Below are 21,762 nucleotides of genomic sequence, written 5' to 3' on the forward strand. Positions count from 1 at the left end.
GTTCTTATTCGGTCTTGGCCTGGTCGGGTTTTGCAGCGTCGCGGCGGTTGAAGCCGGCCACCATGTCGAAGCGGAACAGGCGGCATTCGAGGGCGCCGTTGAAGAACGGGGTCTTGCGCGATTCCTTCAGGCGCAGCATCTTGGGCACGCCCAGGTCGGCGGTGAACAGGTACACGGTCCAGCCGGCGAAGCGCTGCTTGAGCGTGCTGCTGAGCTGCTGGTAGAAGCCCACCGCCATCTCGTCCTGCGGGATGGTCGAATCGCCGCGCACGCCGATGCGCTCGCCGTACGGCGGGTTCGTCACCAGCAAGCCCGGCGTGCTGGTCGGCGCCTGCACCTGCTGGGCCTCGATCTGCTTCAGGGGTACCTCGAACAGGATGCCGGCCGCGCGCAGGTTATGCCGCGTCATCGCGACCATGTCGCCGGAGATGTCCGAACCGAAGATCGTCGGCTCGGCCGGCAGCGGGTTCGGCTTGACGGCCGACTTGATCTCCTGCCAGGCCTTGGCGTCGAAGTTGCGGAACTTCTCGAAGCCGAAGCGGCGGCGCGCGCCCGGCGGGATGCCCTGCACCATCTGGGCCGCCTCGATCAGGATCGTGCCGGAGCCGCACATCGGGTCGAACAGCGGCACGCCCGGCTTCCAGCCGGCCACGCGCAGGATGCCGGCCGCCAGGTTCTCGCGCAGCGGCGCGTCGCCCGTCTCTTCGCGCCAGCCGCGCTTGAACAGCGCCTCGCCGGACGTGTCGAGGTAGATCGTGAAGTTGCGCTGGTCGAGGAAGCCGAAGATGCGCATGTCCGGCTCGCGCGTGTCGACCGAAGGACGGCGGCCGAACCGGTCGCGGAAGCGGTCGCACACGGCGTCCTTGATCTTGAGCGTCGTGAATTCCAGGCTCGTGAGCGGCGACTTGATCGCCGTGATGTCGACGCGGATCGTCTCGTCCAGCGTGAACCAGTTTTCCCAGGGCTGCTCGAGCACCAGGTCGTAGATGTCGTTCTCGTTGGCGTAGGTGCGGTTGGCGATGCGCATCAGCACGCGCGAGGCGATGCGCGAATGCAGGTTGATGCGATAGGCGTCGAACATCGCGCCCGAGCAGTGCACGCCGCCCGGCACCTGGTTGTGCACCTTCAGCGTGGTGCTGCCGGTGGTCTGTGCGATCTCGGCCAGCTCGTCGGCCAGCGCCTGTTCCATGCCGCGCGGGCAGGGGCAGAAGTAGGAAGTCATCGGGGGTACCCTTTATCCGTAGGTCAAAACAAAACGGCCGGGCCCCATGCCCGGCCGCGAATCATGCGGGAAACCGTCAAGTTTGAAGCAAACGTTCCACAAAGTCGAGGCGATCCTGGCCCCAGAAGCCTTGTCCGTCCACGATATACCACGGTGATCCGAAGATGCCGGCGTCCAGCGCTTCCTGGTTGAAGCCGTCGTATTGACGCCGCGTTTCAGGGGTGCGCGAGGCGTCGAGCAGCGCGGCGCCGTCGAAGCCGCCATCGTCCGCCAGCGCCTGCAGCGTGGCCGCGTCCGCGATGTCGCGCTCCTCGGCCCACACGGCGCGCAGCATCGCGCCGGCCAGTTCCAGCGCCCGGTCCGCCCCATGTTGCGCGCGCGCGGCAACGAGCAGCAGCGAAGCCGCGGTCTGGTCGACGGGGAAGAACTTCGGGTGCAGGTTCAGCGGCAAGCCCAGGAACTCGGCCCAGCGCTGCAGTTCCGCCAGCCGGTAGGCCTGGCGCTGCGGCGCGCGCTTGGCGATGGGCAGGCCGCCCGATTCGCTGAAGATGGCGGCCAGGTCGAACGGCTTCGGTTCCACCATCGCGCCGTATTGCGCCGCGAGCTTCATCAGGCGCGCGTGTCCGAGGTAGGCATACGGCGACTGCGGCGCGAAATAATAGTGGATGACTTTGCTCATCAGAAGGGCTTCACGACGACGAGGATGACGATGAGGACCAGCAGCAGCACGGGCACCTCGTTGAACACGCGGAACCACTTCGAGCTGCGCGTGTTCGCGCCGCGCTCGAATTTCTTCAACAGCGATCCGCAAGCGTGATGGTAGCCGATCACCAGCACCACCAGCGCCAGCTTGGCGTGCAGCCAGCCGCCTTTCATGCCCAGCATCATCAGCCACAGGCCCAGCAGCAGCGCGGGCACGGCCAGCATCGTCGTGAAGCGGTACAGGCGGCGCCCCATGCCCAGCAGGCGTTCGGTGGCGGCCGGGTTGCTTTCCTCGGCCAGGTTCACGAAGATGCGCGGCAGGTAGAACAGGCCGGCGAACCAGGAGGCGATGAAGACGATGTGGAAGGCTTTGATCCAGAGGTACATGCAGAGTCCTGTAGGTTAACCGTCGTCCCTGCGAAGGCAGGGACCCAATTTTCTCTGCGAGGATGCGAAAAAATTGGGCCCCTGCCTGCGCAGGGGCGACGGGTTGGTTGTTTAGCTTCTTACTTCACCGTGGCCGAACACCACGTATTTCAAGGACGTGAGTCCTTCCAGCCCCACCGGCCCGCGCGCATGCAGCTTGTCGTTCGAGATGCCGATCTCGGCGCCGAGGCCGTATTCGAAGCCGTCGGCGAAGCGCGTCGAGGCGTTCACCATTACCGAGGCCGAGTCGACCTCGCGCAGGAAGCGCATGGCGGCCGTGTAGTCTTCCGTGACGATGGCGTCCGTGTGCTTCGACGAATACGTGTTGATGTGGTCGATCGCCTCGTCCATGTCCGCGACGATCTTGACGGCCAGGATCGGCGCCAGGTATTCGGTGCGCCAGTCCTCGTCGGTGGCCGGCGCCAGGTGCGGGTAGTCCTGCAGGATCGCCTGCGCTTCCGTGTCCGCGCGCAGCTCGACCTCCTTGCCGGCGTACAGCACGGCCAGGCGCGGCAGCACGCTGGGGGCGATCTCGCGCGCCACCAGCAGCGTCTCCATCGTGTTGCAGGTGCCGTAGCGGTGGGTCTTGGCGTTCAGCGCGATCGGCAGCGCCTTCTCGATGTCGGCCTTGTCGTCGATGTAGACGTGGCAGATGCCGTCCAGGTGCTTGATCATCGGGACCGTCGCTTCCTGCATCAGGCGCGCGATCAAGCCCTTGCCGCCGCGCGGCACGATCACGTCGACGTAGTCCGGCATCGTGATGAGGACACCGACGGCGGCGCGGTCGGTCGTGTCGACCACCTGCACGCCGTGCTCCGGCAGGCCGGCGCCGGCCAGGCCCTCGGCCACCAGCAGCGCCAGCGCGCGGTTGCAGTGGATCGCTTCCGAACCGCCGCGCAGGATCGCGGCATTGCCGCTCTTGATGCACAGGCCGGCCGCATCGACCGTCACGTTGGGGCGGGCTTCGTAGATGATGCCGATCACGCCCAGCGGCACGCGCATCTGCCCGACCTGGATGCCGCTCGGGCGGAACTTCATGCCGGAGATCTCGCCGATGGGGTCCGGCAGCGCGACGATCTGGCGCAGGCCGTCGACCATCGTGGCGATCGCCTTGTCGGACAATGCCAGGCGGTCCAGCAGCGCCGGGGCCAGGCCGTTCGCGCGGGCGGCCTCGAGGTCGCGCTCGTTGGCGGCGCGCAGCAGGGCCGCGTCGCGTTCGATCGCGTCGGCGATCAGGAGCAGCGCCTTGTTGCGGGTGGCGCCGTCGGCGCGCGCCATCGCGCGCGAAGCGGCGCGCGCCTGGCGGCCGGTCTGGTGCATGTAGTCGGTGATGTCCATCGTGCCTGTCCGTTTGCGTTGTCGAACGCGTGGACGGCACAGCCGTCCACGCGTTCAACCTACCTCGATACAATCCAAAGCGTCAGGAAGCCACGCGCAGCGCCAGCTGCAGCATCGCATCCCACGCGTCGCCCGCGAACTGTTTCGCGCGCAGGCCCTTGACCATCTTGTCGACCTGGGCCGCCTGCTGCAGCGCCGCCTCCAGCGTCGGCAGGGAAATCCGGCGCAGCGCCGGTTCCATCATGCGCTCGCGCGGGCCCCAGATACGGTATTCCTTGAGCAGCGCGCCCAGCGGGCGGCCCTGGGCCATGCCGGCCTTCAGTTTCAGCAGCGTGCGGATTTCCTCGGACACGGCCCACAGCACCAGCGGCAGCGCCTCGCCCTCGCCCTTCAAGCCTTCCAGCATGCGCACGAGGCGCGCCGGATCGCCCGCCAGCATCGCCTCGGACAGCTTGAACACGTCGTAGCGCGCCACGTTGAGCACGGCGTCCATCACCTGCTCGTAGGTGAGCTTGCCCGGCTCGTACAGCAGGCCCAGCTTCTGGATTTCCTGGTGCGCCGCCAGCAGGTTGCCCTCCACGCGGTCCGCGATGAAGTCCAGGCTCTGGCGGTCCGCGCTCTGGTGTTGCGCGGCCAGGCGCATGCCGATCCAGCCCGGCAGCTGGGCGCGCTCCACGTTGGGGATCTCGACGTACACGGCGGCCTGCTGCAGCGCCGCCACCCACGACGATTTCGCCGTCTGCCAGTCCAGCTTGGGCAGCGTGATCATCGTCAGGTTGTCGGGGTTCAGGTCCTTGGCATAGCTTTGCAGGGCCGCGCTGCCGTCCTTGCCCGGCTTGCCGCCGGGGATGCGCAGCTCGATCAGCTTCTTGTCGCCGAACAGGGACATTTCCTGGTTGGCGGCGAGCAGCTCGCCCCACTTGAAGTTGCGCTCGACCGTGAGCACGTCGCGCTCGGAAAAGCCCTGCGCGCGCGCCTTGCCGCGGATCCTGTCCGCCGCCTCGAGCGCCAGCAGGTGCTCGTCGCTGGTGATCACGTACAGGGGCGCGAGCCCCTTGGCGAGGTGCCCGTCGAGCGCCTCAAGCCGCAACTGCATGATGGTCCCTTTCCGTCAACCGGCGGTTTTCGACGCCGCGAGGCGGCGGATGATCTGCTGCACCAGGTCGGCCTGCATGTCGCGGTACAGCAGCGCTTCCTCGGCTTCCTTGGCCAGCACCTGGGTCTCGTCGAACGCCATGTTGCGGCGCAGGGAGATCTCGGTCGCCGGGATCAGCTCGACGCCCTTCGGATCGCGCACCGTGTACGACAGCGTGTAGGTCAGCAGGTATTCGCGCGCGCGGCCCAGGCTGTTCAGCGACAGGATCGACTTGTTGCGGGTCTCGCCCAGCACGACGAATTGCGCTTCCGCGTTCTCCGGCTTGTCGGCGATGACCACCTGGTCGGTCGCGCGCAGGTTGCGCTTGAGCTCCGTGCCCAGCTGCGAATTGTCCGGGAAGCCGATATAGATGCTGTGGTACGGGATCGTGTAGCTGCCGTTCGAGCCGCGCAGCTGGAAGCCGCAGGCGGACAGCGACGCTGCAACCAGCGCCGCCGCCGCCACGCGCACCATGACTTGCTTGTTCAGGGCGCGCATGGCTTACACCACGATGTTGACGAGTTTGCCGGGGACGACGATGACCTTCTTCGGCGTGCCTTCGACGAACTTCTGCACCGCTTCCGAGGCCAGCGCGGCGGCTTCGATGGCGGCCTTGTCGGCCTCCTTCGGCACCTTGACCGAGCCGCGCAGCTTGCCGTTCACCTGGATCATCAGCTCGATCTCGGACTGTTCCAGCGCCGCCGGGTCGACTTCCGGCCAGCTCACGTCGAGGATGTCGCCGTAGACCTTGGCATAGCCCAGCTCCTGCCACAACGCGTGGGTGATGTGCGGCGCCACCGGGTTCAGCATGCGCAGGAAGATCGACAGGCCTTCGGCGATGACGGCGTCGCTCGCGGCGCCTTCGGCCAGCTTGGCCGACTCCAGCGTGTTGAGCATCTTCATGCAGGCCGAGACCACCGTGTTGTACTGGATGCGCTTGAAGTCGTAGTCGGCCTGCTGCAGCACCTTGTGCACTTCGCGGCGCAGGGTCTTTTGCGCATCATCCAGCGTGCCCTGCTGCTGGCCGGCCAGCGCGGCGGCGATGCGCTCGCGCTGGGCGTAGGCGAACGCCCAGACGCGGCGCAGGAAGCGGCTCGCGCCTTCCACGCCCGATTCCGACCATTCCAGCGTCTGCTCCGGCGGCGCCGCGAACATGGTGAACAGGCGCGCGGTGTCGGCGCCGTACTGCTGGATCTGGGCCTGCGGGTCGATGCCGTTGTTCTTCGACTTCGACATCTTCTCGGTGCCGCCGATCACGACCGGCGCGCCGTCGGCCTTCAGGGCCGCCGCTTGCGGGCGGCCGCGGTCGTCGAACACGAGGTCGACGTCGGCCGGGTTGTACCAGGTTTTCTTACCCGATTCGTCTTCGCGGTAGTAGGTCTCGTTCAGCACCATGCCCTGCGTGAGCAGGTTGACGAAGGGCTCGTCGAATTTCACGAGGCCGAAGTCGCGCATCACCTTGGTCCAGAAGCGCGCGTACAGCAGGTGCAGCACGGCGTGCTCGATGCCGCCGATGTACTGGTCCATCGGCATCCAGTAGTCGTTGCGGGCCGGGTCGACCATCGCGTCGTTCGAGCCCGGCGAGGTATAGCGCATGTAGTACCAGGACGAGTCGATGAAGGTGTCCATCGTGTCGGTCTCGCGGCGCGCCGGCGCGCCGCACTGCGGGCAGTCCACGTGCAGGAAGGCCTCGTGCTTCTTCAGCGGGTTGCCGGTGCCGTCCGGGACGCAGTCTTCCGGCAGCACGACCGGCAGGTCCTTCTCGGGGACCGGCACCGTGCCGCACTGTTCGCAGTGGATCATCGGGATCGGCGTACCCCAGTAGCGCTGGCGCGAGATGCCCCAGTCGCGCAGGCGGAACGTGACCTTCTTGTCGCCCAGGCCCTTCTCGGCCAGGTCGCCGGCCACGGCGTTCACGGCCGACGTGTAATCCAGGCCGTCGTACTTGCCCGAGTCGACCAGGGTGCCGCGCGTCTTGTCGCCGTACCACTCCTGCCAGCCGTCCAGCGAGAAGGTCTCGCCCTCCACCGCCACCACCTGCTTGATCGGCAGGTCGTATTTTTTCGCGAACGCGAAGTCGCGCTCGTCGTGCGCCGGCACGCCCATCACGGCGCCGTCGCCGTAGGTCATCAGCACGTAGTTGCCGACCCAGACCGGCACTTCCTCGCCGGTGATCGGGTGCATGACGGTCAGGCCCGTCGGCATGCCTTTCTTTTCCATCGTCGCCATGTCGGCTTCGATCACGGAGCCCTGCTTGCACTCGGCGATGAAGGCCTGCAGCTCGGGCTTGTCCTTGGCGGCGTGCGTGGCCAGCGGATGCTCGGCGGCGACGGCGCAGAAGGTCACGCCCATGATGGTGTCGGCGCGGGTGGTGAAGACGTACAGCTTGCCCTCGTCGATCAGCTCGCCCTGCTCGTCCATGATCACGTGCGGGAAGGCGAAGCGCACGCCGGTCGACTTGCCGATCCAGTTGGCCTGCATGATGCGCACGCGCTCCGGCCAGCCCGGCAGTTTATTGTCGACGTGGTCCAGCAGCTCGTCCGCGTAGTCCGTGATGCGCACGTAGTACATCGGGATCTCGCGCTTCTCGACCAGCGCGCCCGAACGCCAGCCGCGTCCGTCGACGACCTGTTCGTTGGCGAGCACGGTCTGGTCCACCGGGTCCCAGTTCACGGTACCGGTCTTCTGGTAGATGATCCCCTTCTCCAGCATCTTGAGGAACATCCACTGGTTCCACTTGTAGTAGTCCGGCTTGCAGGCGGTCATCTCGCGCGACCAGTCGATGGCCAGGCCCATCGACTCCATCTGGCCGCGCATGTGGGCGATGTTCGAATAGGTCCACTCGGCCGGCGGCACGTTGTTGGCCATCGCCGCGTTTTCCGCAGGCATGCCGAACGCATCCCAGCCCATCGGCATCAGGACGTTGTAGCCGTTCATCCGCAGGTAGCGGTACATCACGTCGTTGATCGTATAGTTGCGCACGTGACCCATGTGCAGCTTGCCCGACGGGTAAGGCAGCATCGAGCAGGCGTAATACTTGCCTTTCGGGAAACGCGGGTCGTTCTCGACGGCCTTGTAGGCGTCGATCGACTTCCAGTAGGCCTGGGCGGCCTGTTCGACTTCGGCTGGACTATATTTATCTTGCATGATGTTCTGCGGGCTAAGATGGGGTGAGCAGAACATTATACTGGTTCATTCGTCCATCGGCGTTGGCTGACGGGCAACGAAATGAGCCGGCGGCATTACCGCAATTCGAGCTCCAGCGCCGGCTTCTCGCCGTAGTCCTCGTAGCGTTCGTTGATGCCGATGATGCAGAACGCCATTTCCTCCAGCACGTCCTCGGCGCGCTCGCGCAGCGCGTCGGAGTGGTTGACGACGATGTGCAGGGTCTCGTCCGGGCCCAGGCGGATGCTGCTCATGCCGTCCTCGTCGCGCAGGTAGCTCAGGCAGTCGACCCAGGAATCCATCGTGTGCGGGTACGAATCGGGAAAGCCGAAGGCGCGCGCGCTCTCGGCGTGGAAGCTTTCGGCGTCGACGATCGCGGCGCCGTTCAGTTCGACGGTGGCCATGGAAATCTCCTTCATGCCGTCTTTACCGCGGAGGCGGGAACCCATGCTGAGCCGACCGAGATCACTTCAGCATGGATTCCCGCCTGCGCGGGAATGACGTTGTTGTAGTGCGTAGTGACGTTCACTGTGCGGAAATGAAAACGCCCGCCTCCCGGTCAGTATGCCAGCAGTTCGCCGGCAAAGCCGTCCAGTTCGGCGGGCGCAATGGAGCGCGGGCTTACTTGTTCAAGCCCAGCACGTCCTGCATGTCGTACAGCCCGGTCGGCTTGTCGGCCAGGAAGCGCGCGGCGCGCAGCGAGCCCTGGGCGTAGCTGACGCGGCTGCTCGACTTGTGGCTGATCTCGATGCGCTCGCCGGTGCCGGCGAACAGCACGGTGTGGTCGCCCACGATGTCGCCGCCGCGCACGGTGGCGAAGCCGATCGTCGACGGGTCGCGCTCGCCGGTCACGCCTTCGCGGCCGTAGACGGCGCATTCCTTCAGGTCGCGGCCCAGCGCGTCGGCGATGACTTCTCCCATCTTCAGCGCGGTGCCGGACGGGGCGTCGACCTTGTGGCGGTGGTGGGCTTCGATGATCTCGATGTCATAGCCTTCCGAGAAATTCTGCGCCGCCATCTGGAGCAATTTCAGCGTGACGTTCACGCCGATGCTCATGTTCGGGGCGAACACGACCGAGGTCTTGTCGGCCGCGGCCCGGATCGCCGCCTTGCCGGCCTCGTCGAAGCCGGTGGTGCCGATGATGACCTTGATGCCGTGGGCCGCGCAGTATTCCAGGTGGCGCAGCGTGCCTTCCGGGCGGGTGAAGTCGATCAGGAAATCGGCGCCGGCCAGGCCCTTGTCGAGGTCGGACTGGATCACGACGCCCGTCAGCTGGCCGGAAAACGCGCCGGCGTCGGAACCGATGAAGGGCGAGCCCTCGCGGTCCAGGGCGCCGGACAGGGCGGCGTCCGGGGCGGCGGCGATGGCTTCGATCAGCATGCGGCCCATGCGGCCGCTGGCGCCGGCGACGGCGATGCGCAACTGCTTCATACTCTGCACCACGCTCATTCCCCCTTCGCAGACTTTTCGCGCGAGCGCTTCAGGTCGGTCAGCGACTCGTCCTCGGACTTGGTCTCGTACTTCGAGATGCCGATGAGGCGGTTGATGTAGTCGCGCTCGCTCGGCAGGTTGCCGCCGTCGATGCGCGCGACCAGGTTGTCCTTGAAGAAGACGGTGACGCGGCTGGTGGTCAGCTCGCCGTTGCCGCGCGCCAGGTAGAACGGGTAATCCCAGCGGTCGGCGTGGAAGGCGTCGGTCAGCAGCGGCGTGCCGAGGATGAACTTGACCTGGTCGCGGGTCTGGCCGACCTTCAGCTGGTTCAGCATTTCCTGCGACACGAAGTTACCCTGCTGGATGTCCGGACGGTAGGGAGAGAACACCCACAGGAACTTCTGCAGCTTGGTGACGGTGGTGGTCTGCGCGCCGGAGTTGGCGATTGCCGCGGACTTGTCGGCATCGGCGGCAGTCGCGGCGGGCGCGGTGCTCACCGGGGCTGCCGGCTTGGTCTGGTTGCGCCAGGAAGCGCAGCCCGAGACCAGCAGCGCCGTGCAGGCGAGGCCGGCCACGAGCGCTGCCCGCGCGTGGGAACGATGGAGAACGGCTTTCTTGGTGCGCATAGACTGACCTTAAAATCGATGGAGACCGCGTAATACTTGCTGCACGCCGCCCGGCTGGGAGAGAATACGCGCTGTACATCCGTACAGTCGACGTTCCGATAAAAACGACCAGCGATCACGGCGTTTTTCGCAGCCTCCGGGTGAGCGGGAGCTCCGAAAACGCTATATCATAAAGCACTCCGCCCATCTACGAGTAACAAAACATGAGCAACAACCCAACCGACCTGAAGGCCAGCGGCCTCAAGGCGACGCTGCCGCGCCTGAAAATCCTGGAGATCTTCCAGAACAGTCCGGTACGGCACCTGACGGCGGAAGACGTCTACAAGACCCTGCTGAGCGACAATATGGACGTGGGCCTGGCCACCGTCTACCGCGTCCTGACGCAGTTCGAACAGGCTGGCCTGTTGAACCGCAACCACTTCGAGACCGGCAAGGCGATCTACGAACTGAACGCCGGCTCGCACCACGACCACCTGGTCTGCCTCGATTGCGGCCACGTGGAAGAGTTCTACGACGAGGAAATCGAAAGCCGCCAGACCAAGATCGCGGCCGAGCGCGGCTTCAAGATCGCCGAGCACGCGCTGGCCATCTACGGCAACTGCGTCAAGACGGATTGCCCGCGGCGCAATCACTGATGCCGCAGTCTTGCTGGTAAAAAAGCCGTCCGGTACGCCGGGCGGCTTTTTTTTCGGCCCGCGGTACACGCAAGGGCGACGGTAACTCAGGAATGACTGAGCGCGTTCGACAGCAGCTTGGCCGTGATATCGACGATGGGAATCACGCGTTCGTAGGCCATGCGGGTGGGACCGATCACGCCGAGGGTGCCGACGATCTTGCCGTTGACCTCGTACGGGGCGGTGACGACGCTCATCTCGTCCATCGGCACCAGCTTCGATTCGCCGCCGATGAAGATCTGCACGCCGCCGGCCTTGCTGGAGACGTCGAGCAGCTGCATCAGGCCCGTCTTCTGCTCGAACATCTCGAACAGCTGGCGCAGCGAGCTCATGTTGGAGGACAGGTCCGACACCGACAGCAGGTTGCGCTCGCCGGCGATGATCATGTCGTCGGTCTCGGCCAGCGCCTCGCTGCCCGCCTCCACCGCGGCCTGCATCAGGCGGCCCATGTCGTCGCGCAGCTGGCGCAGTTCGCCCGTCAGGCGGCCGCGTACCTCGTCGAAGGACAGGCCGGCGAAATGCTGGTTCAGGTAGTTGGCCGATTGCGTCAGCTGGGCCGGCGAATAGTCGACGTCGGTCAGCAGCAGGCGGTTCTGGACGTCGCCGCGCGGATCGACGATGACGAGCAGGATGCGCTTTTCCGACAGGCGCAGGAATTCTATCTGCTGGAACGTCGATTCGCGCCGCGGGCTCTGCACCACGCCGGCGAACTGGGACAGCGAGGACAGCATCTGGGCCGCGTTGGCGATCACCTTCTGCGGCTGGTGGGCGGGCAGGCGCATGCCCGCTTCGACGGCGTTCTCGTCGAATTGCTGCACGGTGAGCAGGGTATCGACGAAGATGCGGTAGCCGCGCGGCGTCGGAATCCGTCCGGCCGAGGTGTGGGGACTGGCGACGTAGCCCATCTCCTCGAGGTCGGCCATGATGTTGCGGATGGTCGCGGGCGACAGGTCGAGCCCGGAAATCTTCGACAGCGCGCGCGAACCGACCGGCTGGCCGTCGGCGATATAGCGCTCGACCAGGGCCTTCAGCAGGGTTTGTGCACGGTGATCGAGTTGCATGGCATGGGTGCGGGCGGATGGAGCCGCCCGGTATGATTCAATCTGGATAGGGTAATGATTGCCATTATGCCTGTTCGGCGGTCGCGACGGGCTTCATCCGCGTACGGACTTGCGCTTTTCCGCACGCTTTTCCTCACCCTCGCGCTGCGCATGTTCGCGCTGGAGCCAGTCGATCAACTCGTCGAAGTCGCGCACGATCGCATCCGGCACCACGTCGTGCTCCAAGTGCCGGGTGGAACCCGTGCGGTTCATCCAGACGGCGCGCAGGCCGGCCTGCTGGGCGCCTTGCACGTCGAGCAGGACGTCGTCGCCCACGTAGACGGCATCCTCGGGCGCCACGCCCAGTTCGCGGCAGGCGGCCAGGAAGATCGCCGCATCCGGCTTGGCCACGCCCAGCTGGTGCGCCGCCACCGACACCTTGAAGTGGTGCGACAGGCCGATCGCCTGTAGGTCGGCGTTGCCGTTCGAGATGGAGCCGACCAGCAGCAGATCCTGCAGGCGCGCCAGGCCCGGCAGCACGTCGTCGTAGGGCACCACGGCGTTGCGGGCCGCGAAGTAGCGCGCCATCGCCCCGTCGATGCGGCCGCCATCCTCGCCCACGTCCTCGCCGGCCGCCTCGAACGCGGCCACCAGGCCGGCGCGGCGCAGCTTGCCCAGGTCGAGGTGGAATTCCGGCTGGCGCGCCAGCAAGTCCAGGCGCGCCTGGCGCAAGCTCTCGATGGTGAAGCGTTCGGCGACCCGCGGCGCATGCTCGCGCAGCCAGGCGTACACGGATTCCTCGGCCTGCAGGATCGCGGGCGCGATCGGCCACAGGGTATCGTCGAGGTCGAACAGGATGGCCTTCGGCCAGGGGCGGGTGCGGGTCATGCTGGGAGGAATGGTAGGAAGCGGTCCAAGCATAGCGAGGCGCGCCGTGAAAATCAATGGCGCCTGACGGCGCCTCCGTTGCATAAAGCCCATCGTTACACCGCGATACAAAGGCAAACCGGGCTGCCGCCTTGCAAATGGAATAAAATGACGGGCAATTTTATACTCAGCGGTACCGGCGCCGGCTGCGCGCCCTGTCCGTCCAAACTGGAGATTCACATGAAGAGTTCGATCCTGCGTGCCGGCGTAACGCTGGCATGCGCGCTGGGCCTTGCCGCATGCGGCGGCGGGGACGGCGATTTGTACCTGTCCGGCGCAGTCTATAACGTCACCAAGGACGGCCTGGTATTGCAGAACAATGGCGGCGAGACCGTGAAAGTCACCGCGCCGTACACGTCCTTCTCGTTCCCCAGCCGCGTGTCCACCGACGACAGGTTCAACATTACCGTCAAGGACAAGCCGTCGAATGCCTCGGAATGTACCGTCACGAACCCAACGGCGCGCGCCAACTATTACACCATCGCCCAGATCAGCGTTTCCTGCACGATCAAGACCCATGAATTCTCGGTCACCGTGAATGGCCTGACCACCAGTGGCCTGACGATCGTGAACGGCTCCGACCGTCGCGACGTGGCAGCAGGCACGTCCACGGTCAAGATGAGCGCGGTGTACGAAGATGGTCCGTACGGCGTCACCATCCTGAGCCAGCCGGCTGGCCAGACCTGCACCGTTACTGGCGGCGACAACGGCAAGGGCTCGGGCACGATGGGTTCGACCAACCTCGACGGCAAGGTCGTCATCAATTGCGCTTGATGCGAATGGAGAAGAAACAGATGAAGTTTTCCCTCGTACCCAAGGCACTGGCCCTGGCGGCAGCGCTCACGCTGGCATCGTGCGGCGGCGGCGGCAAGGCCACGTTCCCGATCAATGTTACCGTCAGCGGCGTCGTGTATCCGAACCTGGTGTTCACCACCAACGGCCAGAGCTACAAGGTCGACCCGCCGGCCAAGAATGCCGACGGTAGCATTCCTGAAGTTAAGTTCGTATTCCCGAAAGAGATCGAGTACGGCACCGTCTACAACGTCATCCCGAACCCGAACCCGGCGCACCAAAGCTGCGGTAACACCCCCTTCCCCGCGACGGGCACGGCGGGCCAGCTGGCAGTGATCGATATCCAGTACACCTGCAGCATCAACAAATTCCCCCTGTCCGGCGCCGTCAAGGGGCTGACCGGTACCGGCCTCGTGATCGCCAACGGCAGCACGGGCGGTACGTTCACCGTGCCGCCCGTGCTCGACACCGCGAACAAGCCTACCGGCGCCGACACCACGTTCCTGATGCCGGTCACGATCCCGTTCGCCAGCACCTATGGCTTGACCATCCTGAGCCAGCCCAGCGGCCAGACTTGCACGCTGACAGGCGGCGCCAACGGTAGCGGTGCCGGCACGATCGACGAGAGCGTGGAAGCCGCGGGCGGCATCAGCAACTTCATCGTCACCTGCACCAACACCTGAGGAATCGAGCGAGGAGACATAAAGGAAACGCATATCATGTATTCCAAACAAAAATTGGACTGATATGCTGTAGCGCAGCATAATTGCACCTGTCTCCTCCAACTCTCCTCAAAAAAGAATTGGATTTAAGCCCGCCTCACCGCGGGCTTTTTTTTGTCCATGTTTTTGGCCGGGGGTAGCGGATCGCCCGGCGGGGCGTACGGGACGCTTCGCTTGCGTGCCGTCGTCTATCGATGGAGGGGCTTCGCCGCCTGTGCGGCTGGCGGTCCTTGTGCACCAGGACGACCATCGGTTCTTCTTTCTTCGCGCGTGCCCGCTTCAAGCGGTGGCGCGGCGCATCTGCATCCTGCTGCTGCTTTCTGCTGCTTATTCCTTCCTGCCTTTGCCTGCCTGCGAAACCGCTTACAGCGCTGCCTTCTCGGCGGCCGTCAGGCGCTTGGCGACGACTTTCACGACGGCGGTCTGCTGGCCTTCGATGGACACCTGGGCGTCGTAGCGCACCTGTTTCACTTCGCCGGCGGCATTCGCGTAGCTGGTGCCGGCGACGATGACTGCGGCGGCGAGGAAGATGGCTTCCATGTGCTTGAGGACGTTCATTTTGCTTCTCCTTCAGGTTCGATTGACTTGGATCAGATAGCGGCTTTTTGTTCAGCGCTCAGGCGTTTCGCGGTGACCTTGACCACGGCCATTTGCTGGCCTTCGATCGACACCTGGGCGTCGTAGCGCACCTGCTTCACTTCGCCGGCGGCATTCGCGTAGCTGGTGCCGGCGACGATGACTGCGGCGGCGAGGAAGATGGCTTCCATGTGCTTGAGGACGTTCATGTCGTTTCTCCTTCGGTGGTTGGTTGGGGTTCGAATCGTGTTTCGATGGTGTCACTGTAGGCGTTCCGCCCTCTCCCTTCCATCGAACTGCGACGAACTGCAAAAAACGCGGGTTGGAAGCGCAAAAAGCCGGAGTATGCGTCGCAATGGCAGCGTGCGCGGCGCGGACCAGGCTTGCGCACGCATGAGCACGCTCAAGGGCGGCCCCGGCCGTGCTGGCGATACTCGCCCTTGGCATGCAGGAGGCGCAATGAGACGGCAGGATTACTTGGGAACGGGGGCTGTGGGGGCAGCGGCGGCGCTACCGGCGGCGCACGCCCCGGCGGACGCGGCCGCCATCATGATCACGGCCGCGGTGGCGGACTGGAACGCGGCGGCGCGCGCGGCGATCCGGGCGGCAGGCATGGACGCGGCGCTGGCCGCGCGCACGCTGGCCGCCATGCATACCTGCATGTACAACGCGTGGGCCGCCTACGACGACGCGGCGCGCCAGACCGTGCACGGCGTCGGGATACGCCTGCCGCGCCGCGAGCGCAGCGCGGCCAGCCAGGCCGCGGCCATGCACCATGCGGCATGGGTGCTGCTGGGCGCGCGCCTGCCCGCCCACGCCGCGCTGTTCGATGCGCGCATGGCCGCATGCGGCCTCGGACCGGATCCCGGCGCGCCGCAGTTCAGCCCGGCGGGCATCGGAACGACGCAGGCGCTGTCGATGCTGGATGCGAACCCGGCGACGCCGTTCGCCGCCCTGCCCGGCGGCATCGCTGCCGCACCGGGCGCGCCGGACGGTGCCATGCTGGAGCGCTGCTGGACCAGGGCGCGGCAGGTGGCCGGCGGCCAGGACGTGCTGCTGTACATGGTGCTGGCCAATGCGCTGGCGGACGCGGGCGGCGCCGGCGCGAGCGCGGCGGCCGAGGTGCTGCGACGGTTCGGGGTGACGCGGCGCGACGGGCTCGTGCAGGGGCCGGCCGACGCGCTGGGGAAGGAGATCGGCGCGCGCGTGTTCGACAAAGCGCGCCGCTACCGGCAGGGAAGGTTGTAGATCAGACGGGTTTCAGGATATTCGCCAGCGCGACGTACTGCTCCAGCCCCACCGCCTCGGGACGCGCGCCCGGATCGACGCCCGCGTCCACCAGCTGCTGCTCGGTGAACATGCCGGCCACGCAGTTGCGGATCACCTTGCGGCGCTGCGAGAACGCCTTGGCGACGACAGCTTCCAGCGTGGCGGCGTCGGCCGGCAGCTGGCGCCGCGTCGGTACCATGCGCACGATGGCGGAATCGACCTGCGGCGGCGGATCGAAGGCGGTGGGCGGCACCACGAACAGCATCGCCATGTCGTAGCGCCACTGCAGCATCACGGACAGGCGGCTGTAGGCCTTGGTGCCCGGCTCGGCCACCATGCGCTCCACCACTTCCTTTTGCAGCATGAAATGCTGGTCCTCGACGATGGGGGCGAATTCCGCCAGGTGGAACAGCAGCGGGCTCGAGATGTTGTACGGCAAGTTGCCGACCACGCGCAGCTTCTTCCCTTCCGGGACGGGAATGCCGCCGAAGTCGAATTTCAGGGCATCGCCCGAGTGAATGGTCAGGCGTTCGCGCGGATAGGCTTTTTCCAGGCGCGCCACCAGGTCGCGGTCCAGCTCGACCACGTGCATGTGGTCCAGCTCCTTGAGCAGCAGCGAGGTCATCGCGGCCAGGCCCGGGCCGATCTCGACCATGGTATCGCCGCGGCGCGGACCGATGCCGTCGATGATGTTGTGGAGGACGTGGTCGTCGGTCAGGAAGTTCTGGCCGAAACGCTTGCGGGCTACGTGTTTCATGGTTGTTCTAAAAAGTGGGAGCCCCGTTCGGGGCCCGGGTCAGGCCGCGGCGCGCTGCGCCAGGACCATCGAGACGGTGACGCGGATCGCCTCTTCCATGCTGCCCGCATCGGCCAGGCCCAGTCCCTGCGCGGCCAGGTCGAGCGCCGTGCCGTGGTCGACCGAGGTGCGGATCAGGGGCAGGCCCAGGGTGATGTTGACGCCGCGCCCGAACGTGGCGTGCTTGAGCACGGGCAGGCCCTGGTCGTGGTACATGGCCAGCACGGCGTCGGCGTCCTGCAGGTATTTCTGCTGGAACAGCGTGTCGGCCGGATACGGGCCGCGCGCATCGATGCCGCGCGCGCGCGCGTCGTCCAGCACCGGCGCGATGACGTCGATCTCCTCGCGTCCCAGGTAGCCGTTCTCGCCGGCGTGTGGGTTCAGGCCCGTCACCAGGATGCGGGGCGACGCGATGCCGAACTTGGTCTTCAGGTCGGCGTGCAGGATGTCCAGCACCTGCACGAGGCTGTCCTGCGTGATGGCGGCCGGCACGTCCTTCAGCGCCAGGTGCGTGGTGGCCAGCGCCACCCGCAGGTACGGTTGCCCGTCGCCCGGCGAGCCGGCCAGCATCATGACGACCTTGCCGGTGCCCGTCTTCTCGGCCAAATATTCCGTGTGGCCGGAAAACGCGATGCCGGCGTCGTTGATGGTGCTCTTCTGCAGCGGCGCCGTGACGATGGCGTCGAACCAGCCGGCGCCCACGCCCTCGACCGCCAGGTCCAGCGTGGCCAGCACGGCGCGGCCGTTGGCGGCGTCCAGCTCGCCCGGCACCACGTGGGCGTCGAGCGGGACGTCGACGACGGGAATCGTGTCCGGTCCGAAGTGCGGCAGCCCGCTGTGGCGCAGCGCCAGCCGCGAGATGCCCGAGACGCGGATGCCCGGGTCGATCAGGCTCGCCGTCAGCGCCAGGAAGGCGGCGTCGCCCACCAGCACGCAGCGGGCGCGGTCGCGCAGCGCCCAGGCGGCGCGGATCGCGATCTCGGGGCCGATGCCGGCCGGTTCGCCGACCGTGACGGCCAGCACGGGACGCGCATCGGCCATGGCCTTATTGCTCCTCGCGGAACTCGACGTAGGCGCGGTCGCGGATCTGGCGGCTCCAGTCTTCCAGCGCTTCGTTACGCTTGCGGTCGGTCAGGACCTGGCGCGCCATCGAGCGTTCGCGGTCCTTCGACGTGTCTTCGCTCTTGCGTTCCAGGACCTGGATCAGGTGGAAGCCGAACGGGGTCTGGACCACGTCGGAGACCTCGCCGATCTTCAGCGCGTTCATCGGGTTCTCGAATTCCGGCAGCGCGTCGCCCGGCGCCAGCCAGCCCAGGTCGCCGCCCTTCGATGCCGAGCCGTCGTTCGAGAACTGGCGCGCCGCGTCTTCGAAGGTGATCTGCTTGCTGTCGATCCTGGCCTTGATGTCGGCCAGCTTCTTCTTGGCCTCGTCGGCCGTCAGGGTCGGGGTGACCTTCAGCAGGATGTGGCGCGCGTGGGTCTGCTGGATGACTGCCTCGCCCTGCGGCTGCTGCGGCGCTTGCTTGCGCACGTCGGCCATCTTGAGGATGTGGAAGCCGACGTTGGTGCGCAGTACCGGCGTCACCTGGCCCGGCTTCATCTTGCGCAGCTCGCCGGCGAACAGCGGCGGCAGGCGGTCCGGGTCGCGCCAGCCGATCTCGCCGCCCTTCAGGGCGTCCGGGGCGTCGGAATAGGTGGCGGCCATCTTGGCGAAGTCGGCGCCGGTGCGCAGCTGGCGCGCGACTTCGTCGGCGCGCGCCTTGCGGGCGGCGATCTGCTCGGGCGAGGCATTCTCCGGGATGCGCACGAGGATCTGCGAGATGTTCATCTCGACGCGCTCGGCGGCGGCGGCCTTCTCGGCGGCCAGGTAGGTGTCGATCTCGGCTTCCGACACCTGCAGCTTGCTGTCGACCTCGTGGTCGATCAGGCGCTGCATCATGATCTCGTTGCGGATCTGCTCGCGGAACGCGGGGAAGGTCATGCCCTCCTTTTCCATCGCGTTGCGCATGTCCTGCACGCTCATCTTCTGGTTCTCGGCGATGCGGCCGATGGCGCGATCGAGTTCGGTATCGCCCACGCGCACGCCCATCTCCTTGGCCAGCTGCAGCTGGGCGCGCTCGGTGATCATGGCTTCCACCACCTGGCGGCGCAGGTCGTCCGGGGCCGGCAGCTGGGCCTGCTGGGCCTGCAGGCGCTGGGTGATCTCGGCCACGCGCTGGTCGACTTCGCGCTTGGTGATGACTTCATCGTTGATGATCACGTAGACCGAGTCGATGACCTTGGCGCTGCTCGATGCCGGCGGCAGGAATCCCGTGTTCGGCTTGGCTGCGGCTGCCGGCGCCTGGGCCGCGGGCGCAGCGGCCGGGGCAGCAGGTGCCGGGGCGGCCGGAGCGGCCGGAGCGGCAGCCTGGGCCAGGACGCTGCCGGTCGCGAAAGCGCACAGCAGCAGCGCTGCCAGCTTGGTTTGACGCAGGCGCGCTGCTTGAATACTGGTGGAACGCATAGTCAGGGAAGCACTCATTTCAGGGTTTCTAGTTGTCCTCCGCCCGCCGCCTCAAGGGCGGCCGACGTTGGTATTCAGCCGGGTGTAGCCGGTCACGCTCTTGTTGAAGGTTTCCAGCGGATTGCCGAAGCCCAGGCGCGACAGGCCGTTCAGCTCGATCTGGAAGAAGATCGGCGTCGACACGGTCTGCGATGCCGTCACGAAGCGCTGCGCGCCCATCCGGAAGATCCAGCAATCGGCCTTGTATTCGAGGCCCAGCAGGCCCTCGAGCAGCTTGCGGTCGCGGATCGAGTAGCTGGCCCGGCTCACGCCATACCAGCGCCGTCCCAGCGGCCACTGTGCGGAAACGTCGGCGTTGCGGAAACCGTTGACGAGGCCCGACGTGTCGCGCTGGAAGCGGTACTCGAGGTTCAGCACCTTCATCGGCGCCGGCGCGAACTGCACGCCGAAGTTCGAGCTGTACAGGCTGCGCTGCTGCGCATCGTATTGTACGCCGCTGTCGAAGCTCCAGGCCTCGGAAATGCGGCCGGAGGCGGCCAGCAGCGCGTCCGAACGCTTCTGGTTGCGCTGTTCGCTAGCGTCCAGGCGCACTTCCGGATCGGTGAAGTAGTAGCGGCTGCCGACGGCCACGCGCAGGCGCTCGATGCCGCTGCTTTCGATGAAGCGCGAGACGATGGCGGCGGTCAGCTGGTTCGCGTCGGACACCTTGTCGGCGCCGACGAAGCGGTTCTCGGTGAACAGCTGGGCGTAGTTGAAGCCGGCCACGCCCGTATCGAAGTTCGGGATGTCGCTCTGGTCGCGGTACGGCGTGCGCACGTAGAACAGGCGCGGCTCCAGCGTCTGGGTGGCCTCGCGGCCGAAGAACGAGGCTTCGCGCTCGAAGATCAGGCCCGAGTCCAGCGACACCGTCGGCAGCGTGCGGTTGATCTGGCGCACGGCGTCCGGGTTGTTCGGGTTGCTGTCCAGGTCGTAGCGTGTGGCATGCATGATGACCTTGGGCGTGAAGAACCAGCCCGGGCGCACGATCGGGTAGCTGACCTGACCCACCAGGTTGGCGCGGTTGCCCTGCACCTGGGTCGGATCCGGGTGCGAGAAACGCACCAGCTCGGCGTCCATCGACCAGTCGAAGCCGCCCAGCACGTCGTAGCGGCCGGCGTGGAAGTTAATCTGCGGCAGGCGGTCGTACGGCCGCGGCACCGTCAGCGCCGGATTGGCCGCCGCGCCCGGATCCTGCAGCACCTGGTAGCTCTGCACGCGTGCGTTCAGGCTCCAGTACTGGCTCCAGTAGTCGGTGCGCAGCTCGCGCAGCAGCTGGCGTTCGGCGCTGGCCGCCACCGTGCGCGAGAAGTCGGACGGGTATTCGTCGTCGGACGCGGCGTGGGCATTCCAGCCGTAGGTCCAGCCCGGTGCCAGCGTCTGGCTGTGCAGGGTATCGATCCACCAGCGGTCGGTCTTGGCCACGCGGTCGTTCGGCAGCACCTCGATGTGGGTCTCGCCGTTGTACGGACCGCGCTCGGTCTCGCCGATATAGCGTCCCGTCGCGCCCAGCTGCAGGCCGCGGTTGAAGATCAGGCGCGGGTACACGGTCAGGTCGCGGTTCGGGGCGATGTTGAAGTAGTACGGCACCATCACCTCGCCCGAGCCCTTCGAGCCCGAGCCGATGGTCGGCGGCAGCCAGCCGGAGCGGCGCGCGCCCGACAGCGAGAACGACATTGCCGGCGTGCCCAGGATCGGCACGTCCTTGAAATAGATCATGGTCTTGCCGGCGGTGCCGATGTCGCGGCCCTGGTCCAGGCGCAGCGTGCTCGACTTCAGGTACCAGTCCGGGTCCGGGCCTTCGCAGGTCGAATAGGTGCCGTCCTGCACCACCGCCTGGTCCTCGCCGAGGAAGTCGATGCGCCGGGCCGTGCCCTGGGCATTGTTCAGCGCCAGGTGGTAGGACGGGTTCGTGACCCAGCCCTTGCCCGTTTCCAGGTTCAGCTGCAGCGCATCGCCCTTGTAACGGTCGCCGAAGCGCCACATATTGATGTTGCCCTCGGCCGTGACCTCGTCCTCGACGCGCCGGTAGCAGGCGGTGTCGGCGGTGATGCCGGTGGCGCCGCGCGTGATTTCCACGTCGCGGTACAGGTTCAGTTCGCGGTCGGGACGGCCGGTCAGCTCCTCGGCACGCATGGTGACGGGCAGTTCCTGCTCGTCGGCGCGCGTGCTCGCTGCCGGCGCGGCGGGCGCGGCGGCAGGCATGGCAGCAGGCACGGCGGGGCCGGCGGCCGCGGTCGATGCGTCCGGCGCAGGTTGCGTCGTCTGTGCGTACAGCGGGCCCGAGGCCACGGCGACGAAGGCGGACAAGGCGGCGGCTCGCCGCGACGGGAATGGTAGGGCCGTTTTCCAGCTCATGGAAGATCGCGTTGCACCATAGAG

22 protein-coding genes are annotated in these 21,762 nt (G+C 66.4%); 4 read left to right on the forward strand and 18 right to left on the reverse strand.

Going from position 1 to position 21,762, the window contains the following annotated elements; translation table 11 throughout:
* Positions 1–4 precede the first annotated feature (4 nt).
* The 10 genes from QPK32_RS13565 to QPK32_RS13610 form a co-directional block, all read right to left on the reverse strand.
* Positions 5–1,222 carry a class I SAM-dependent RNA methyltransferase gene (locus tag QPK32_RS13565; protein WP_374046742.1) on the reverse strand — a complete coding sequence of 406 codons (1,218 nt, stop codon included), beginning with the start codon at positions 1,220–1,222 and terminating at the stop codon, positions 5–7.
* A gap of 76 nt (positions 1,223–1,298) precedes the next feature.
* Entirely contained in the window at positions 1,299–1,901 is a 603-nt protein-coding gene (locus QPK32_RS13570) for a 2-hydroxychromene-2-carboxylate isomerase (protein ID WP_290413347.1), read from the reverse strand.
* Entirely contained in the window at positions 1,901–2,311 is a 411-nt protein-coding gene (locus QPK32_RS13575) for a CopD family protein (RefSeq protein ID WP_290413348.1), read from the reverse strand. Before QPK32_RS13575 ends, QPK32_RS13570 begins: the two co-directional genes overlap by 1 nt.
* Positions 2,312–2,422: 111 nt before the next feature.
* On the reverse strand, positions 2,423–3,688 hold the full coding sequence (locus QPK32_RS13580) for a glutamate-5-semialdehyde dehydrogenase (protein WP_290413349.1): 1,266 nt from the start codon (positions 3,686–3,688) through the stop codon (positions 2,423–2,425).
* A gap of 82 nt (positions 3,689–3,770) precedes the next feature.
* Positions 3,771–4,784 (reverse strand): DNA polymerase III subunit delta, encoded by a 1,014-nt coding sequence (gene holA, locus QPK32_RS13585; RefSeq protein ID WP_290413350.1) that lies wholly within the window; start codon positions 4,782–4,784, stop codon positions 3,771–3,773.
* A 15-nt stretch (positions 4,785–4,799) separates the two neighbouring features.
* Positions 4,800–5,321 (reverse strand): LPS assembly lipoprotein LptE, encoded by a 522-nt coding sequence (lptE, locus tag QPK32_RS13590; RefSeq protein WP_290413351.1) that lies wholly within the window; start codon positions 5,319–5,321, stop codon positions 4,800–4,802.
* 3 nt (positions 5,322–5,324) lie between these two features.
* Positions 5,325–7,970, reverse strand: coding sequence for a leucine--tRNA ligase (gene leuS, locus QPK32_RS13595; protein ID WP_290413352.1), 2,646 nt, complete (start codon positions 7,968–7,970; stop codon positions 5,325–5,327).
* 95 nt (positions 7,971–8,065) lie between these two features.
* Positions 8,066–8,392 carry a barstar family protein gene (locus tag QPK32_RS13600; protein ID WP_290413353.1) on the reverse strand — a complete coding sequence of 109 codons (327 nt, stop codon included), beginning with the start codon at positions 8,390–8,392 and terminating at the stop codon, positions 8,066–8,068.
* Positions 8,393–8,609: 217 nt separating this feature from the next.
* Positions 8,610–9,419 carry a 4-hydroxy-tetrahydrodipicolinate reductase gene (dapB, locus tag QPK32_RS13605; RefSeq protein WP_290413354.1) on the reverse strand — a complete coding sequence of 270 codons (810 nt, stop codon included), beginning with the start codon at positions 9,417–9,419 and terminating at the stop codon, positions 8,610–8,612.
* Positions 9,420–9,433: 14 nt separating this feature from the next.
* A complete protein-coding gene (locus QPK32_RS13610) occupies positions 9,434–10,045 on the reverse strand; it encodes an outer membrane protein assembly factor BamE (RefSeq protein ID WP_290413355.1) in 612 nt (203 codons plus the stop codon).
* Between the two features lie 203 nt (positions 10,046–10,248).
* On the opposite strand from QPK32_RS13610, the gene fur reads away from it, so the two are divergent.
* Positions 10,249–10,680, forward strand: coding sequence for a ferric iron uptake transcriptional regulator (gene fur, locus QPK32_RS13615; protein ID WP_290413356.1), 432 nt, complete (start codon positions 10,249–10,251; stop codon positions 10,678–10,680).
* Positions 10,681–10,766: 86 nt separating this feature from the next.
* On the opposite strand, the gene hrcA is transcribed toward fur, so the two are convergent.
* Positions 10,767–11,780, reverse strand: coding sequence for a heat-inducible transcriptional repressor HrcA (hrcA, locus tag QPK32_RS13620; protein WP_290413357.1), 1,014 nt, complete (start codon positions 11,778–11,780; stop codon positions 10,767–10,769).
* Positions 11,781–11,873: 93 nt separating this feature from the next.
* Complete coding sequence (locus QPK32_RS13625; RefSeq protein ID WP_290413358.1) at positions 11,874–12,647, reverse strand: HAD family hydrolase; 774 nt, start codon at positions 12,645–12,647, stop codon at positions 11,874–11,876.
* Positions 12,648–12,866: 219 nt separating this feature from the next.
* Between QPK32_RS13625 and QPK32_RS13630 the strand changes: the two genes are divergently transcribed.
* Positions 12,867–13,460: a hypothetical protein gene (locus tag QPK32_RS13630; RefSeq protein ID WP_290413359.1), complete on the forward strand. Its 594-nt coding sequence runs from the start codon at positions 12,867–12,869 to the stop codon at positions 13,458–13,460.
* Positions 13,461–13,480: 20 nt separating this feature from the next.
* The gene (locus tag QPK32_RS13635) at positions 13,481–14,161 is read left to right on the forward strand and encodes a hypothetical protein (protein WP_290413360.1); all 681 of its coding nucleotides are present in this window, start codon (positions 13,481–13,483) and stop codon (positions 14,159–14,161) included.
* A gap of 402 nt (positions 14,162–14,563) precedes the next feature.
* Here the strand turns inward: QPK32_RS13635 and QPK32_RS13640 are convergent, their stop codons facing one another.
* Both QPK32_RS13640 and QPK32_RS13645 read right to left on the reverse strand, forming a co-directional pair.
* On the reverse strand, positions 14,564–14,758 hold the full coding sequence (locus QPK32_RS13640; protein WP_290413361.1) for a hypothetical protein: 195 nt from the start codon (positions 14,756–14,758) through the stop codon (positions 14,564–14,566).
* Positions 14,759–14,790: 32 nt separating this feature from the next.
* Positions 14,791–14,985: a hypothetical protein gene (locus QPK32_RS13645; protein WP_290413362.1), complete on the reverse strand. Its 195-nt coding sequence runs from the start codon at positions 14,983–14,985 to the stop codon at positions 14,791–14,793.
* A gap of 250 nt (positions 14,986–15,235) precedes the next feature.
* On the opposite strand from QPK32_RS13645, the gene QPK32_RS13650 reads away from it, so the two are divergent.
* Positions 15,236–16,024 (forward strand): DUF6851 domain-containing protein, encoded by a 789-nt coding sequence (locus QPK32_RS13650; protein WP_290413363.1) that lies wholly within the window; start codon positions 15,236–15,238, stop codon positions 16,022–16,024.
* Between the two features lies 1 nt (position 16,025).
* Here QPK32_RS13650 and rsmA read toward each other — a convergent pair whose 3' ends face one another.
* Genes rsmA through QPK32_RS13670 form a run of 4 tightly spaced genes read right to left on the reverse strand, consistent with a single transcriptional unit; the run spans position 16,026 to position 21,738 of the window.
* A complete protein-coding gene (rsmA, locus tag QPK32_RS13655) occupies positions 16,026–16,802 on the reverse strand; it encodes a 16S rRNA (adenine(1518)-N(6)/adenine(1519)-N(6))-dimethyltransferase RsmA (RefSeq protein WP_290413364.1) in 777 nt (258 codons plus the stop codon).
* Between the two features lie 39 nt (positions 16,803–16,841).
* Entirely contained in the window at positions 16,842–17,882 is a 1,041-nt protein-coding gene (gene pdxA / locus QPK32_RS13660; RefSeq protein ID WP_290413365.1) for a 4-hydroxythreonine-4-phosphate dehydrogenase PdxA, read from the reverse strand.
* Between the two features lie 4 nt (positions 17,883–17,886).
* Complete coding sequence (locus QPK32_RS13665; RefSeq protein WP_290413366.1) at positions 17,887–19,344, reverse strand: peptidylprolyl isomerase; 1,458 nt, start codon at positions 19,342–19,344, stop codon at positions 17,887–17,889.
* A gap of 51 nt (positions 19,345–19,395) precedes the next feature.
* Complete coding sequence (locus QPK32_RS13670; protein ID WP_290413367.1) at positions 19,396–21,738, reverse strand: LPS-assembly protein LptD; 2,343 nt, start codon at positions 21,736–21,738, stop codon at positions 19,396–19,398.
* Positions 21,739–21,762: the final 24 nt, after the last annotated feature.

Source organism: Massilia sp. YIM B02763, assembly GCF_030412015.1.
Lineage (GTDB): Bacteria > Pseudomonadota > Gammaproteobacteria > Burkholderiales > Burkholderiaceae_D > Telluria.

Coding starts and splice junctions, on each gene's coding strand:
- QPK32_RS13565 (WP_374046742.1), bottom strand. CDS start 1,222: ATGACTTCCTACTTCTGCCCCTGCCCGCGCGGCATGGAACAGGCGCTG.
- QPK32_RS13570 (WP_290413347.1), bottom strand. CDS start 1,901: ATGAGCAAAGTCATCCACTATTATTTCGCGCCGCAGTCGCCGTATGCC.
- QPK32_RS13575 (WP_290413348.1), bottom strand. CDS start 2,311: ATGTACCTCTGGATCAAAGCCTTCCACATCGTCTTCATCGCCTCCTGG.
- QPK32_RS13580 (WP_290413349.1), bottom strand. CDS start 3,688: ATGGACATCACCGACTACATGCACCAGACCGGCCGCCAGGCGCGCGCC.
- holA (WP_290413350.1), bottom strand. CDS start 4,784: ATGCAGTTGCGGCTTGAGGCGCTCGACGGGCACCTCGCCAAGGGGCTC.
- lptE (WP_290413351.1), bottom strand. CDS start 5,321: ATGCGCGCCCTGAACAAGCAAGTCATGGTGCGCGTGGCGGCGGCGGCG.
- leuS (WP_290413352.1), bottom strand. CDS start 7,970: ATGCAAGATAAATATAGTCCAGCCGAAGTCGAACAGGCCGCCCAGGCC.
- QPK32_RS13600 (WP_290413353.1), bottom strand. CDS start 8,392: ATGGCCACCGTCGAACTGAACGGCGCCGCGATCGTCGACGCCGAAAGC.
- dapB (WP_290413354.1), bottom strand. CDS start 9,419: ATGAAGCAGTTGCGCATCGCCGTCGCCGGCGCCAGCGGCCGCATGGGC.
- QPK32_RS13610 (WP_290413355.1), bottom strand. CDS start 10,045: ATGCGCACCAAGAAAGCCGTTCTCCATCGTTCCCACGCGCGGGCAGCG.
- fur (WP_290413356.1), top strand. CDS start 10,249: ATGAGCAACAACCCAACCGACCTGAAGGCCAGCGGCCTCAAGGCGACG.
- hrcA (WP_290413357.1), bottom strand. CDS start 11,780: ATGCAACTCGATCACCGTGCACAAACCCTGCTGAAGGCCCTGGTCGAG.
- QPK32_RS13625 (WP_290413358.1), bottom strand. CDS start 12,647: ATGACCCGCACCCGCCCCTGGCCGAAGGCCATCCTGTTCGACCTCGAC.
- QPK32_RS13630 (WP_290413359.1), top strand. CDS start 12,867: ATGAAGAGTTCGATCCTGCGTGCCGGCGTAACGCTGGCATGCGCGCTG.
- QPK32_RS13635 (WP_290413360.1), top strand. CDS start 13,481: ATGAAGTTTTCCCTCGTACCCAAGGCACTGGCCCTGGCGGCAGCGCTC.
- QPK32_RS13640 (WP_290413361.1), bottom strand. CDS start 14,758: ATGAACGTCCTCAAGCACATGGAAGCCATCTTCCTCGCCGCCGCAGTC.
- QPK32_RS13645 (WP_290413362.1), bottom strand. CDS start 14,985: ATGAACGTCCTCAAGCACATGGAAGCCATCTTCCTCGCCGCCGCAGTC.
- QPK32_RS13650 (WP_290413363.1), top strand. CDS start 15,236: ATGAGACGGCAGGATTACTTGGGAACGGGGGCTGTGGGGGCAGCGGCG.
- rsmA (WP_290413364.1), bottom strand. CDS start 16,802: ATGAAACACGTAGCCCGCAAGCGTTTCGGCCAGAACTTCCTGACCGAC.
- pdxA (WP_290413365.1), bottom strand. CDS start 17,882: ATGGCCGATGCGCGTCCCGTGCTGGCCGTCACGGTCGGCGAACCGGCC.
- QPK32_RS13665 (WP_290413366.1), bottom strand. CDS start 19,344: ATGCGTTCCACCAGTATTCAAGCAGCGCGCCTGCGTCAAACCAAGCTG.
- QPK32_RS13670 (WP_290413367.1), bottom strand. CDS start 21,738: ATGAGCTGGAAAACGGCCCTACCATTCCCGTCGCGGCGAGCCGCCGCC.